Source organism: Aquimarina spongiae (genome assembly GCF_900141785.1).
Lineage (GTDB): Bacteria > Bacteroidota > Bacteroidia > Flavobacteriales > Flavobacteriaceae > Aquimarina > Aquimarina spongiae.
The window spans coordinates 1-17,462 of sequence record NZ_FQYP01000018.1 but is presented as its reverse complement, the minus strand read 5'-3'; the positions used below and the strand labels follow the sequence as shown (position 1 = coordinate 17,462).

General features: G+C 34.9%; 2 protein-coding genes. Both read left to right on the top strand.

What is annotated here, in order from left to right; translation table 11 throughout:
- The first annotated feature begins 178 nt into the window (after positions 1-178).
- Positions 179-7,930 carry a hybrid non-ribosomal peptide synthetase/type I polyketide synthase gene (locus BUE24_RS23315; protein ID WP_073322131.1) on the top strand — a complete coding sequence of 2,584 codons (7,752 nt, stop codon included), beginning with the start codon at positions 179-181 and terminating at the stop codon, positions 7,928-7,930.
- Between the two features lie 138 nt (positions 7,931-8,068).
- The coding region (locus BUE24_RS23310; RefSeq protein WP_073322128.1) for a hybrid non-ribosomal peptide synthetase/type I polyketide synthase at positions 8,069-17,462 on the top strand (9,394 nt) is incomplete at its 3' end.

Sequence of the window (17,462 nt, the reverse complement as noted above, 5' to 3'; positions counted from 1 at the left end):
TAACCGCAAAAAAAAGAACAACCCATACAACTTAACGGGGTGTTTGTGGATGATTATAAAATAATCAACATTCTAATATTTAATAAAACAAAATCAAAGTTGTTGGCCACTTTTATTGGGTAGGTCAACACATATACTGGTATTCATAACTGGTATTTGAATCAGAAAAAATCTCATTATGAATTTAAGAAATGACAAAAAAATAGAAAACGAACTTACTGGGCTAGAAGTTGCTATTATTGGATATGCCGGGAGATTTAATACGTGTAAAAATGCAGAAGCCTATTGGGAAAGTCTCTCAAAAGGAGAAGAAACGTTTACCATTTTTGAGGATGATGAGTTAAAAGCTTTGGGAATAGCCGAAGAACTTTTCCAAAAGGAAAACTATATCAAATCAAATGGGGTTTTAGGGAATAAAGATTGCTTTGACGCAGGTTTTTTTGGTTACACTCCTGCAGAGGTCAATGTGATGGATCCCCAAACCAGAATTTTTCATGAAATTGTTTGGGAAGGACTGGAAATGTCTGGTTATACACCTTCAAAAACAAAAGCGAAAATAGGATTGTATGCTAGCGCCAGCAATAATAGTATATGGCAAAGTATGGTCATGTTGGATGGAAGCAATAAGGTGAATGCTTTTGCTTCGGGATATTTGGCAGATAAGGATTTTATGTGCTCTTTGATTTCTTATAATTTAAATTTAAAAGGACCGGCAATGTATACACATACGGCTTGTTCTTCGTCTTTGGTGGCAGTGCATCAAGCAGCAAGAGCACTACAAACCGGGGACTGTCAGATTGCGGTTGCAGGAGGTGTTTCGGCATCGTTATTAGATGCGGGAGGATATGAATATCATGAAAACCTCATTTTATCACCCGATGGGCATTGTCGCGCCTTTGATGCCGAAGCAAAAGGAACGGTAAACGGTGAAGGAGGAGGTGTGGTAATTCTAAAGAGATATAAAGATGCCGTTCGAGATAATGATAAAATATATGGGATTATCAAAGGAAGCGCGATCAATAATGATGGAAATGATAAAATTGGATATTCTGCGCCAAGCGTTAGTGGTCAAAGAAAAGTGATTCAAAACGCTATTAAGATAGCAAGAGTTGATCCCAATTCAATTTCTTATATAGAGGCACACGGAACCGGGACAAAATTAGGAGATCCTATCGAAATAGATGGCTTAAAAGAAGCTTATAAACAGGATGATTCCGTAAAGACCGCCATTGGATCTGTTAAAACCAATATAGGACACCTAGATACCGCAGCAGGAGTAGCTTCTCTAATCAAAGTGTTGCTAATGATGGAAAACAAAAAGATTCCTGCTAGTCTGCATTTCAAGAAGCCTAATCCAAATATTGATTTCGATAAATCTTCTTTCTACGTAAATAATGAATTGAAACCATGGGAAAGTAATTCTAATAAACTAAGGGCAGGTATTAGTTCTTTTGGGATAGGAGGTACTAATTGCCATATTATTGTGGAAGAGCCTTATGAAGAAAAGAGCTTAGACATTACTACCAATTATGAATATGCGATCAATTTGTCTGCTAGAAATACAAATAAGTTAAACGCACTGCGTTCGGATTTGATCTCCTTCTTGCAAAAGAATGAACACCAGAACTTAGCCGATATATCGTATACCTTCAATTGCGGAAGAGCAGATATGCCAGTAAGAAAGTCGTTTACAGCAAGAACAGTAAATGATCTGATTTCAGAGCTGCAAACGCCGGTTAATGAGGTGAAAAATGCTACGGCATATAACAAATGTGCTTTTGTTTTTTCTGGCCAGGGATCTCAATATTTAAATATGGGTAGACAATTGTATACCAAACATGAGATTTTCAGAACATATTTGGATAGCTGTTTCAAATTGATAGAAGAGTATCATGATATTGACTTGAAAGTAGAGTTGTTCAAATCCGAAGAGGCAAACGATATCAAAATCAACGAAACCTTGTATACCCAGCTTGGGTTGTTTTCAATCAGTTATTCACTTGCACGGTTTTTGATCGATTTAGGAGTGCAACCTTCAGCGCTTATTGGACACAGTATCGGAGAGTATGCTGGGGCTGTAATTGCTGACGTGATGAATTTGAATGATGCTATACAAATTATTGGCAAGAGGGCTAAATTAATGCAACAAGCCGAAAGAGGAGCAATGTATGCCACTTTTGCGAATGAGGAAACGATTAAGAAATTGTGTCCTGAAAGTATTTCTGTTGCCGCAGTAAATTCTGATGAGTTAACGGTAATTTCTGGTGATACCAACGAAATAGAACAATTTGTTTCCGTTTTAAAATCAGAAAATATATACACCAAAAAACTAAAAACTTCGCATGCTTTTCATTCCTCGATGATGGATGGGGTATTGGATGAGTATTCAAAGTTTCTAAATGATTTTACTTTTGGAACACCAAGAATTCCATTAATTTCCAATCATAACGGAGCGTTTTTTGAAGCACCTATCGATGGGAAGTATTGGAGTGAGCACCTAAGAAATACGGTCTATTTTGCTAAAGGAATTCGAACATTGATTGATCAGGGGCATACTAGTTTTGTAGAAATAGGACCCGGAGATCAATTAACTAAATTGATCGATCGCATAGCTAAAAAGCAAGAGAACATTGTAACAGTCGATCTATTAAACGCTGCAGACGAAAAAAATCAAAACGATGCTTACTTTATCAAAAAGGTTTCTGAAATATGGAAATTGGGAACTACCATAGATTGGCAAGAATTGTATAAATCCGAAAACGCGAAAAGAGTATACTTACCAACCTATCCTTTTGAAAAGACGAGATTCCCTTTAAAATATAATTTAGAGAAGTTGTTGAATGGTTTAAGCAATCCATCCAATGGTGTTTCACAAAACGTAGATTTAGAAATGTCAAATTGGCTATTTACGCACAGATGGGTAAAAAGTTCAATTTTGAATGTTGACATCTCAGATGTGGACAAAGAGCAAAAGCTTTTGGTATTTAGCGATAAGAGAGGTTTAGGAAACAGAATAATTAAAGAATTCAAAGCAGCAGGTTATGATCAAATCATTGAAGTAGTTGAGGGAGATGTCTTTGAACAAATTAGTCCGATCAAGTATACCTTTAATTATAATGATTTGGAATCTTATAAATCTCTGTTTGAACAATTAAAAAGTAATGGAAATAATCATTTTTCGGGAATAATTCATTGTAAAGGTGTAGATAGTATTCCAGAAACGGAAAACCAATTACAAAATGCCCTAAATCACGGATATTTGAGTCTTGCATTTTTGGCAAAAGGGCTACTAAGTAATGGTTTTAGTAATGATATGGACTTTACAGTAATTACGAGGGAAACCGCAAAAATAACTTCAGAAGATAAAGTGAGTCCTTTTAAGACTATGAATCTTGGAGCATTAAAAATCATCTCCACAGAATACGACAATTTGAATTGTAAAATGATCGATTTGGATGTAGCAGAAATAGAGAGTCCAGAGTTCGATGTTCTGCGGATTATTAACAATGAAATTGCTCAAAAAGAGAAAGAAGATATCATAGTCTCATATAGACAAAAAGAAAGATTTATTTACTCCGTAAAAAAGCTAGAAAACAAGGAGGAAGAGAATATTCATATAAGAGAAAATGGTTGTTACCTGATCCCCGGAGGATTTGGTGGTATGGGATTCTCGATTGCCAAAGATATTGCTGAAAACGAAAAGGCAAATTTAGCCTTAATAACCAGAAGAAAGTTCCCAAATGAAGACGAATGGAATGATTGGTTGAAAGTACATGGAGAACAGGATGCCACAAGCAAAAAGATATTAGAAATTCAAAAAATGCAGGCGACTGGGGCAAAAGTTATGATCCTAAGCGCAGATGTTTCGAATTCTCAACAAATGGCCGAAGTAGTGCAAGAAGTAGAAAATGAACTGGGAAAAATAAATGGAGTTATTTGGGCTGCTGGAGTAATAGATTATGATGGGGTGATCCAAAATAGGGACACTCAAAAATTTATTGCCAATATAAAATCAAAAGTACATGGGCTTTTAGCACTAGAAGAAATACTAGATTTCGAAGAACTGGATTTTGTAGCTCTTTTCTCTTCTATTGGTAATCTGTTTTACAAAGGAAAGTTTGGTCAGGTAGCCTACAATGTTGCCAACGAGTTTTTTGATGGTTACTCACAAGGATATTCTGGAAATGGTAATGTTTTTACCATAAACTGGTGTGATTGGAAAGAGGTAGGAATGACGGTAAAGGCAATTTCTGATACCCATGAAAAAACAGATGCAGAGATTGATGCATTGATTGAAGAAGGGTTAACTCCCAAAGAAGGGGTAGAAGTATTTAGAAAAAGTTTAGTCAACTCTAGTTCAAATATTATGATTAGCAAATCTGATTTGATTAAAGATTTCAATAGTCATAAGCTTGGTGAAGAGGATTCTTATGCCGGGATCGGTGAAGAAATGGACCAAATTGTTTACGAAAGGCCAGATCTAACCACTTCCTACGTAGAACCTACTACAGAATTAGAAAAAACTTTAACCAATTTATGTTGTTCGTTGTTTGGAATTAATAAAGTTGGAATTGATGATGACTTCCTAGAATTAGGAGGAGATTCTTTGGCGGCAATTCAATTTATCAACCAGATAAAACAAAATCTAAATGTAAAGATTTCGTTGGAAGAGTTTTTTACTCATCCAACAATGAGATCCTTTGCAGAGGTTATAGCGATAAAACAAGAAGAAACCAAAGCAACCCCCAAGTTAGTAATCAAAGAAGAGACTGATAAAACAACTTATCCGTTACTTCCTTCGCAAAAAAGGATGTTTATTCTAAATAGGCTTTATCCTGAAGAAACCAATTACAATCAAGTTTTTATTTTCAAAGCAGAGAGCTTTGACACAGATCAATTGCAAAAAGCTTTTGAACAATTGATCCAAAGACATCAAGTATTACGGGCATCTTACCAAATTGTGGAAGAAGAACCTGTTCAAAAGATACATCAAGACGTTACGTTTACACTCGAACAATTTTCAATAGAGAATGATCAAGAATTTGATGAGGTAGCAAAAGAATTTCAGCGTCCATTTGATTTGAGTACTGCCCCACTTTTAAGGGCTGCAAAAGTTTCCAATAGCGCAGGTAAAGACTACTTGTTAATTGATATTCATCATATCATCTCTGATGGTAGATCCAATCAAATTCTTTTGAATGATTTGATGCGAATTATAGAAAATAAGACCTTAGAAATGTTGGATAAGGATTTTACGTCCTATGTAGAGTACTTTCATTCAGAAGAGGTTCAGCAAGAATTAAAAGAAGAAGAACAGTATTGGAAAGACAGATTTGAAGATTATACTTCGTCTACTGGATTAATTACTGATTTTCCAAGGCACCTCGATAATGACAAAAAAGGAGACTTTTACAGTTTTACCATTGATGCAGCATTATCCAAACAGATCATAGCGTTAGCAAAAAAAGAGGGCGCTACACTGTTTACATATAATTTGGCAATTTTTTACATGCTTATGTCAAAACTGACAGATGAAGAAGATGTGGTTGTTGGTACTACTCACTTGGGTAGAAACCTGGCAAATTATGATGATGTAATGGGTATGTTTATTGAAACCATGGCATTGAGAAATAGTGTTGATTCGAAATTGGAGTTTAGGGAGTTTCTTAGCAAAGTAAAAGAAAATGTGTATAGAGATTTTGATAACAGAAAATATCCTTTTGAAAATCTTGTGGACCAATTAGATGTTCCAAAAAACAGGAATAGAAATCCACTTTTCGATGTTGTCTTTTCATCCGATGATATAGGGGATAGAAGTGTATCAAAACCAGAGGAAAATACACTGCAACTCGAACGAGTGGAGCAAAAAAATAACAAAGTTAGTTTTGATATTCTGTTTACTTTTAGTCAAAGAGAAGAAGGGTTGACATTTAGTTTTGAATACAATGCAGATTTGTTTAAGAAAGAAACTATTGTGTTGTACGGCGAGTTCTTTAAAAACCTATTACAAGTAGTGGTTAACAAACCGGAAACACCTATAGGTAACATCAATTTGACTACTGCTGATAGAAAACAAAGTGATAAGAAAGCGAGTGATCCGATTTCTAAGAATTGGAACGACTCTGATCATATATTTAATATCATTCAGGAGGCATCAAAATTAAGAAAGAATGCCGTAGCTATCGAAGATTCTGGTAAGACTATGACTTACGAGGAGTTAATGAAGAACGTAGATAAACTTTCATATTACTTAAAAGAAGAGTGCAATATACATACAGGAGATGTTATTGCATTATACAATTCGAGATCATCTGACCTGATCATTTCTATTTTGGCAGCTATGAAAGCAAGAGCTGTTTTTGTTCCTATTGATATTTCTTTTCCTGAAGAAAGGGTAAATTATATACTAAATAATTCTGGAGCAAAAATGATTCTGACCAATACAGAGCAGATGTTCAATTTACCGTTTTTTGAAGGCACCGTATTTGCGTTGGATGTACAGATGGAGGCTTTAGAAGAAGTAGACCCAGAACCGTTTAATGGAGATATCAACGATTTGGCGTATATATTATTTACGTCGGGTTCTACCGGATACCCAAAAGGAGTTAAGATTTTACAAAAAGGATTGAGCAACTATGTACAGTGGGCGAACCGTTATTATTTTGAAAATCAAGATGCTTTTGATCTGCCATTGTTTACATCGATATCTTTCGATTTTACATTAACTAGTATTTTTTCTCCATTATCCAGAGGAGCATCAATTAGTATTTATGAAGACGGGATTTCGGTGGATAAGAGTCTGAAAGGAATTTTTCTTTCTAATCTAAGGGCTATCAAGGCTACTCCAGCGCACATCGATCTATTGGGATCGTTAGGATTAGAAAATACGAATATAGAAAAAGCCATTCTTGGAGGTGAAGCATTGCTTCCTCATCATGTTTCAATATTGAAAAAATTAAATCCTGAAATGGTAATTTTTAATGAGTATGGTCCAACAGAAGCTACAGTTGCATGTAGTGCTTCAAGAATCACCCAAGAAAATGAGCCAATTACTATCGGTAAAGAAATAGATAACACAAAGATTTACATTTTGGATGATAATATGAATGTGTTACCTAATCAGGTTCCAGGAGAAGTTTATATTTCAGGAGATTCTCTTGCTCAGGGATACTTAAAAGAAGATATTACCAAAGAAAAATTCTTAACACTTCCAGAAAACGAATCCATTAGGGTTTATAAAACCGGAGATAAAGGTTTCTACAACAGTTCAGATGAACTCATTTTCTTAGGTCGTATTCATAATAATGAACAGGTCAAAATTAGAGGGTATAGAATAGAACTAAAAGAAATTGAAAATGTATTGTGTCTCCTTGAAGAGGTAGAAAGAGCTGTTGTATCTGTCAAACGCTTAAATGATGAAGACGTACTAGTCGCTTACTACATCGCACAGAATGAAATGGATGAGCAAAAAATCAGAACCTTTTTGATGAAGTACCTCACTCAACAAATGATCCCAGCATTTATAATGCATTTGGATTCCTTACCACTAACCACAAATGGAAAGGTGGATTATGGAGCACTACCAGTCCCAGAGATTTCTAAGCAAGAAACGTACTTGCCTCCTGTTAATGAAACAGAGATCAAATTAGTAGAAATTTGGGAAGAAATTCTTGGGGTAGAGAAGAATATAATTGGGATTAATGATAGTTTCTTCGGTTTAGGAGGAAATTCATTAAAAGTGGTGCAATTGAGTCAAAAAATTGAAAATGAATTTGGCGTATCCATTCCAGTTGCAGAACTATTCGATTATGATACGATTAGTGCTGTGATCAAGAACTTCTTTACAACGGATACCAAAGACACTACTTCTACAGAAACTGAAAACTTACATGATTTATCGATCGATTTGATGCGTAAAATCAACAATTAAGTAGTACTCAAAAATAATTCAACATAGGTAGATATAAGACGTAAGCAATGATTTGAAATCGTTGCTAGAGATTTAATATGCTAATATTAAAAGGGAGTCTGATAAAAATAATTCTAAGAACACATAAATCTTTTTAAAGTGAAGGCGGATAAAAAAAATGAATATACTGGTTTAGAAATTGCGGTAATAGGGATGTCCTGCAGATTTCCGGAAGCTAATAATATTAATGAATATTGGAAAAATATCAGTGAAGGAAAAGAGTCAATTACCTTTTATAGTAATCAAGAACTCATAGACTCTGGTGTGCCAAAAAACCAAGTAGAAAATAAAGATTATGTAAATTCTAATGGTGGAGAAATATCTGACAAATTTGGCTTTGATGCAGAGTTTTTCAATTACACAGTAGATGAGGCAATGTTATTGGATCCTCAAATACGTTTGACACATGAAAATGTATATAATGCTCTTCTGGATGCGGGTTACCCTGCGTCAAAATACGAAGGTAAAATTGGATTGTTTACGGGAAGTTCTCCAAATCCCTTGTGGGAAGTTCTCTCCAAAATCTCGGATGTATCGTCCAAAGTTGGAGAATGGTCTGCTGCTCACTTTATAAATAAAGATTTTGGTCCCACATTAGTATCGTATAAGTTAGGATTAAAAGGACCTAGTATTAATGTCGACACTGCTTGTTCTACATCTTTGGTGGCTGTTCATATGGCTTCCAGATCCATTCTTTTGGGAGAGTGTGATATGGCAGTTGCAGGAGGAGCAACAGTAAGCGTAAGTAAAGAAAAAGGGTATTTGTATGAAGAAGGGTTGATCGCTTCTCCAGATGGTCATTGCAGACCTTTCGATTTGGACGCTCAAGGAACAATTTTTGGAGAAGGTTCAGGGATGGTTGTCCTAAAAAGATTGGATAAAGCAATAGCAGATAATGATCATATTTATGCAGTAGTGAAAGGTAGTGCTATCAATAATGACGGAGATAGAAAAGGAGGATATACGGCACCAAGCATTCCAGGGCAGGTAGACGTTATACAAAGCGCGTTAAATTTTGCTAAAGTTGATCCCAATAGTATTGGATTTGTTGAAACTCATGGAACAGGAACAAAACTGGGTGATCCTATAGAGATTAAATCTTTAAAAAAGGCCTACAATACCCAAAAAGAAGAATATTGTTATTTGGGAGCTACAAAAGCCAACATAGGTCATCTTGATGCCGCAGCAGGAATTGCTGGTTTTATTAAAACCGTGCTGGTATTAAAAAATAAAACTATTCCTCCTTTAGTGAATTTCAGTGCTCCTAATCCCATGTTAGAATTGGATCATTCTCCATTTTTGATCAGTAATCAATCAAAGGAATGGAAATCTAACACCATGCGAAGAGCTGGTGTGAGTTCATTTGGAATTGGAGGAACAAATGCACATGTTATCTTAGAGGAGTTCTCATATAAGGAAAGCAATGAAAAAATAGAAAATAAAGAACATATCATTGCAATATCTGCTAAGAGCAAAGAAGCATTAGAGACCCAAAAAAGGACTTTAGCTGAATTTATAAAAGAAAATAGGACATTCCAGCTAGCGAATGTAGCATACACTTTACAAACGGGAAGAGAAAATCTACCGTTTAAAGCAGCATTCGTTTGTGAAGAGAAATCAGATCTAATAGAGGCTCTGGGCACTAATAAATTCAAGGAAGTAACCTCTTATTCAAAAAATCAGAAAGTATTTTTTGCATTTCCCGGTCAAGGAATGCAATACGTGGATATGGGCAAAGGCTTGAGACAGAAAGAACCTGTTTTTGATGCTGCTCTTACCCAATGTTTTGGCATTCTAAAGGAAATCACAGGAAAGGATTTTGAAACCATTTTATACAGTGCAAAAGGCGCAGAGGGTGATCATATTAACCAGACGGTGAATAGCCAACCGATTTTGTTTAGTTTTCAATACGCAATGGCACAACTTTTAAATTCATGGGGAATAAAAGCAGATGGATTTATTGGTCATAGCATTGGGGAATACGTTGCAGCATGTTTGGCGGGAGTTTTTGATCTCAAAGAAGCTCTTCATGTTGTTTCCAAACGAGGAGAATATATGCAATCAATGCAAGAAGGGCATATGTTGGCGATCAATGCAGATTGGAAAGAAATTTTAAAAATCAAACCAGCTGCCCTTTCTTTTGGATCAATCAATAGCCCTGATCACTTCGTACTTTCTGGAGACAAAAAAGAGATTGAAAATTTTTCAAAAGAAATCGCTGACTTAGAATTACAGCATAATATCTTGAAAACCTCGCATGCTTTTCATTCGCCAATGATGAGAAAAGCGGCAGTGCAATTAAAAGAAGAACTATCTAAGGTTACTTTACGTCAACCTAAAATTCCTTTCATCTCCAATATCACTGGTAATTGGATTTCAGGACAGGAATGTCAATCACCAGATTATTGGGCAAAACAATTAGAAAATACGGTGCAGTTGGATAAAGGAATTTCTACACTGCTAGAAGCCAAAGAAGCTGTTGTAATCGAAGTAGGCCCAGGAAATTCATTAACTACGTTTTTTAAGAAAAATAATGCTTTTGGTAATAACCATAAAGTTCATAATCTAACCAGACATGTAAAAGCGACTAATGTAGGTGATTCAACATTTTTGACTAAGAAAATAGCTGATTTATGGTTAGATGGAATAACTATAGATTGGAATGCACTTTATCCAAATAAAAATATTCAGAAAATTCCTCTTCCAGGATATCCGTTCGTTCGTAAGGATTTTATATTAGATCCAAATCTGTTGACAAACTTTTTACAAGGGAATACTGCGCTTAATGCTGAGTATAAAAAAGAGGTGAAAGATTGGTTTTATCTTCCTTCATGGAAAAAAAGAGTGACTCTGGAACAACCTCAGAAAAGTGAGGCAAATTGGTTGGTCATTGGTTCGAAAAAAGAGACCATTATGCAATTAGCCAAATATATACGTCCTTATTGTAAAGAGGTGAGCTTACTTGTTTTAGGAGATGATGATACTACAGTATCAGAGAACGAGGTTATTCTTAATGTTGATCAAAGTAATAAAGAAGCATATATAGAAGTTCTGAAACATCTTGATACCGAGACACCATTACATATTCTGGATACAACATTCGTTGATAGTTGGGATAATAACTTCTCTTCGGATGAACTTATTAATACTGCAGCATATACCCATTTATTACAGTTGGTAAAGGGAATAACTAAGTTCACTCAAATCCCAGAAGTATACTTAAATTATGTGACTAACGAGAGTTTCAATGTTTTGGGAACAGAGAATTTGAATGTAAAAGAATCAATTGTACCTGCGGCATTAAAAGTAATATCACAAGAGTATTTCCATATAAGATCAAAAAATATTGATGTTGCTATTTCTGATACCTCAGAGATTGAAACTTTATATCAACAAATTTGCAACGAGGCTATGGGCTATACCAATTCGACTACTGTAGCTTTAAGAGGAAAACAAACCAGATGGGAACCTTGCTATGAAAAGCTTGCTATCGACTCAGATGTGGAGTCTAATAACGCGTTAAGAATTGATAAAGATGATGTTTATGTAATCACAGGGGGATTAGGAAATGTAGGATTTGTATTGGCAAAACATTTATGTGAGATAGGAGCATCAGTAGCTTTGGTTGGTAGAACAAAAATTAATGCGAATGGGAATCCAGAAGATAAAGTAAAATCTGAAAGATTTGAATATTTGAAATCATTAAATGCCAAAGTCATTTATGTTTCAGCAGATATTATAGCGTTAGACGCCTTTGAAAATGCTATTGAAAAAATTGAGGGACAACTAGGTAAAATAGATGGAGTATTTCACTTATCCGCAGCCAAAATTGATCATAGCCAGGAACATCTGATCCAATATGTAAATCCTGAAAATTGTTTAGAACAATTGGCCCCTAAGGTTGATGGTGTAAATAATATTCAGCAGGTTTTTTCAAAACGATCTCCAAAATTTGTAGCCTTATTTTCTTCTATATCTTCTGTTTTGGGAGGTATAGGGTATTATGGTTATGCTTCTTCAAATAGTTATTTGGATCGTTTTGCTGAAATCAATAATGGAAAAGATAATGTACGTTGGGTAGCAATCAACTGGGATGGATGGGCCGTTTCTGAAAATGGAGAAGATGAAAATGCAACGAATGCTATCACTGCGGTCGAAGGAATTGAGGTTTTTAAACAATTTGATAAGATATTAAATCATAATCAGGTAATAGTATCTGTTATCGATTTAGAACATAGATTAAATAAGTGGGTACTCAAGATAGAAGAAGATTCAGAAAAACAAATTGAAGCCCCAAAATTGAGTAGACCAGAGTTGGTGAATCCAATGGAGTTGCCTAAGGATGAAGATGAAGAAAAATTATCCGAAATTTGGAAAGATCTGTTTGGTTATAATGAAATTGGAGTTAATGATGATTTCTTCGACTTAGGAGGAGATTCATTAAAGGCAATGCATCTGATCAACGGAATTAGAACAAAGTTTAAAAAAGAAATCTCCTTGTCCGATTTCTTTAACTCACCTACGATTGCAGCTATAGCAAAGCTTGTAAAAACTGGAGAAGACAATACAGAGGTAATACCACAAGTTCAGGATAAAGAGTTTTACGCTCTGTCTTCTGCACAAAAACGACAATATTTCCTGTATAGTTTGGATAAGAAATCCTTGGTATACAATATGCCAAAGGTAGTTCGTATACAAGGAACCCTGGATAAAAAACATTTGAAAAAGGTTTTTAATAAGCTTTTACAAAGACATGAGATTTTACGTACGTACATCGAGCTGATAGGAGATGAACCGGTCCAAAAAATTTATGAAGATGTAGATTTTAAACTTGAACATTACCAAGGAAAAGAAAAAGATCTACAAGCGATTTTAAAACAATTTGTAAGACCTTTTGATTTAGAGAAAGACGTATTGTTGAGAGTCGGATTAGTAGAAATGGGAAAAGAAGACTTCTTCCTTCTAGTAGATATCCATCATATTATTACCGATGCAGTTTCTCATGGAATTTTAATATATGATTTCATGAAGATTTATGGTAATGAAGAACTTCCTCAGTTAAACATTCAATATAAAGATTATGCAGAATGGCAACAAAGTAATGAACAACAGCAGAAAGTGGCAAAACAAAAAGAGTTTTGGCTTCAGGAATTTGAAGGAGAGTTATCCATACTTGAGTTACCGTTAGATCATCAAAGACCTATACATAAAACCAATGAAGGGAATACCGTTGAGTTCTCTATTAATGAAAAAACAACGAATCTTCTAAAGAGTTTGGCAGATAAAGAGGGAACAACTTTGTTCATGGTTTTACTGTCGATTTATAATGTTTTACTAGGTAAACTCAGCAACCAAAATGATATCGTAGTTGGTACGCCCGTTTTAGGTCGTTCTCATGGCGATCTAGAGAATGTAATGGGAATGTTTGTAAATACAGTTGCGCTCAGAAATTATCCGGAAGGAGAATCAAGATTCATTGATTTTTTAAAGGAGGTTAAAGAAAGAGCACTAAGATGTTTTGATAATCAGTCCTTTCAATATGAGGATTTAATAGAAGCACTAAATATTGAACGAAATTCAGGCCGCAACCCTTTATTTGATGTTTCATTTTCATACGAAAATGTTGAAGTTTCGGCGTTGAATATTGAAGGTTTGCAAATTAGTAGTTACGATAATGGGCATAAGACTGCAAAGTTTGATTTAGCCCTAACGGTGGGGGAGTCTGAGAATATGTTACACCTCAATTTTGAGTATGCTACAGATGTATTTATAGAAAGTACTATCAAAGACTTTAAAGTTTATTTCAACAGAATAGTAGAAACTATTGCAAATAATAGTGAAATCAAATTAAAAGATATCCAAATCTTAGACCAAGAAGAGGAAATGCAACTTCTTAATGCTTTGGATAAAACCGAGGTCTCATTTCCGGAAAATGAAACAATTTGTTCCATTTTTAGAGATCAAGTGCAGAAACACCCCAATAGAGTTGCTTTAGAATTTCAAGAAGAAACATTGACTTACAAAGAACTGGATGATCAAAGTAATCAATTGGCTTGGGTTCTTCAACAAGAAGGGGTTGGCCCTAATACTATTGTAGGCGTGCTAACCGATCGTTCTCATGAAACGGTAATAAGTATGTTGGCTATTTTAAAAGCTGGGGGAGCCTATTTACCAATTGATATAGATTACCCCAAAGAGCGTATTGATTACATGCTAGAAGATAGCCAGACCAGCATCGTGGTCACTAATCAAGAGAGCTATGAAGTAGCTGACAAAATTAAGGTGGTTTTATTTGGCGAAGCCTTGCAAAAATCAGAAAATACAGAACCTTTAGCAACACTTCATCAACCAAACGATTTATGTTATGTCATTTATACATCTGGTACAACAGGGAATCCTAAAGGTGTAATGATTGAACATAAAAATATTGTAAGACTGTTTTTTAATGAAGAGCCATTGTTTGATTTTAATGAAAATGATGTTTGGACGATGTTTCATAACCATTGCTTTGATTTCAGCGTATGGGAAATGTATGGAGCTCTTCTTTTTGGAGGAAAATTAATAGTTGTTCCTAAAATGGTTTCTAAAGATCCTGAGGCGTATTGGAATGTTATTTCTAATAAAGGAGTTACCATCGTTAATCAAACTCCATCCGCATTTAATAATCTCATTGAAGCTGACGCCAATAGTAATACCACCATTTCTGGTGTTCGGTATGTGATTTTTGGAGGAGAAGCCCTGAAACCGGGGAAGTTGAAAACTTGGTATCAAAAATATCCTAACACCAAATTAATCAATATGTTTGGAATTACTGAAACCACGGTTCATGTTACCTTCAAAGAAATAGGCTTAGAAGAAATTGAAAATGGAATAAGTAATATCGGTGTACCTATCCCAACCTTATCTGTTTATATCCTTGACAAAAATCTACAAATGGTTCCTCAAGGAGTTACAGGCGAGTTATTCGTAGGAGGAGACGGTGTAGCCAGAGGATATCTCAATAGAGAAGAGCTGACTAACACCAAGTTTATTTCTAATCCTTATAAACCCAATGAACGTTTGTACCGTACTGGAGACCTTGCACGATACTTGAAAAATGGAGAATTAGAGTATATAGGACGAATTGATAATCAGGTGAAGATAAGAGGTTTCAGAATAGAAATCGGAGAGGTAGAAAATCAGATTTTGAAATGCTTTGCATGGGACGATGTGGTAGTTGTTGTAAGAAAAGATAAGTTGGATAATAATACGTTGTGCGCCTACTTTGTATCAAAAGAAACAATGGATATTGCTAAGATCAGAACGCAATTATCAGGAACACTACCAGATTATATGATACCATCTTACTTCGTACAGATGGATACATTACCACTTACTTCCAATGGAAAAATAGATAAACGAAAATTGCCAGAACCAATAATTGAAGATACTAGCGTATTTAGAGCGGCGAGAAATGAATTTGAAGAAAATATGATTTCCATTTGGACAGCAGTGCTTAATGTGGATGAAATAGGTATCGATAGTAATTTCTTTAATCTTGGAGGTGATTCTATGATCGCGATCAAATTGGTAAATCGGATCAATAAAGAATTGGATATAAAACTACAAATTGCAGATCTATTTGTTTCCCAAACAATCGCCGAGATAAGCGAAAATCTTCAAGAAAATCAAAGTTTTAGTCTTGACGAAACCGAAATCGAGAAAATTAAAAGTGAATTCGAAACATACAAAAATGATCTTCTTGAAAACATATTAGTAGATAAGATAGATGAGATAGAAGATATTTATCCCGCAACAGATATTCAAAAGGGAATGATTTATTATTCGATGCTCGATCAAGGGCTGTATCACGACCAAATGGTCCATATACTAAATTATCCAAAAAACATCATAGATAATTTAGAAGAGGCTATCAAATTGTTGATTAATAAGCATTCAATTCTTAGAACAGCTTTTTATCAAAGTAAGGAAGAATTACTACAAGTTGTTTTTAAAGAAGCCGAGTTAAATATTACTCACTTTGATATTTCATCGGCAAAAAGAAATGAACAACAGCAAACTATTAACAATGTGCTAGTTGAGGATAGAAAACATCCTTTTTCAATTAAAAATCCTGGGTTATTTCGCTTTTTGGTATTTGACTTAGGAAATGATTCGTATTGTATTTGCTTTGTTTGTCATCATGCGATTATTGATGGTTGGAGCGATGCTAATTTCAATACAGAATTGAATAATGTTTTAATCGCTTTGAGTGAAAATTCAGCGTATGAACTAACTCCATTGAAGAGTAGTTACAAAGATTTTGTAATAGAACAAAACTGGATATCAAAGAATACTGAAGTTAAAGAGTTTTGGAAGGAAGAATTAGAAGGGTACAAAAGGTTTTCTTTTGATTCGATAGAAGATAAGAGTGAGTTTAGACTCTGGGAGGAAAAGTTAGATGTAAATGTATTGTCAAAACTGAAATCGAGATCGAAAGCATCCAATATCAGCCTGAAAAACTTGACTTTTTCTGCATTTTTATACACACTTAGTGCCTTCTCGTACGATGATGATTTGACAGTAGGAATGGTAGCTAACAATCGCCCAACAATCGAAGATGGGGATAAAATTTTAGGATGTTTCCTAAACACTATTCCGGTAAGATTTAATATACCTAATGATAAGACTTGGTTAGAGTACGTAGGTTTGGTAAATACCAAATTAAATAGCCTGAAAAGGTTTGATGCGCTTGCATTTTCCAAGATAGTAGCATTGCTTCAGGAACCAATAGTTGATCAAAATCCAATTACAGATATACTTTTTAATTATACCGATTTCTATGTGTATAATGATTTTGAACAATCTACGATTGATAGAGAGGATAATACCCAATTAGATCAAATCGAAGAGCTGGATAGTGAGTTTTTTGGGACAGGAGGGGTTCGTAATAATTCTTTGTTTAATTTAAATGTAGATAAGACCGGAGAGGATTTACAACTTTCTTTAACCTATGTATCTAGTTTCGTTTCTGAAGAAGCTGTAAAAGATTTTTTTAAATACTATAAAAGAACACTTCAATGTATTGCTGAAGATGGAGCTCAAAAAATGAGCAAGAATGATATTATGAGTGATGAAGAGCGAGAAGAGTTGTTGTACTCTTTTAATGCTACAGATGTAGATTATGGAGAAGCTGATAGTTTTCTATCACTGTTTGAGGCTAGTGTAGCTTCTTCACCGGATGGTATTGCATTGGTTTATGAAGGCGAATCTATTAGTTATAAAGATTTATGGGCCAAGGTAAATCAATTTTCGAATTATTTGGTGGCGCAAGGGGTTGGTCGTTCAGAGATCATCCCAGTATGTTTGACGCGTTCTTTGGATATGGTTATCGCTTTACTTGGGGTAATGCGTTCTGGTAATGCCTATGTTCCTATCGACCCTAGTTATCCGGTTGATCGTATAGGTTATATCGTAGATGATATTGCAAGTCCATTTCTTATTGCAGAAGATG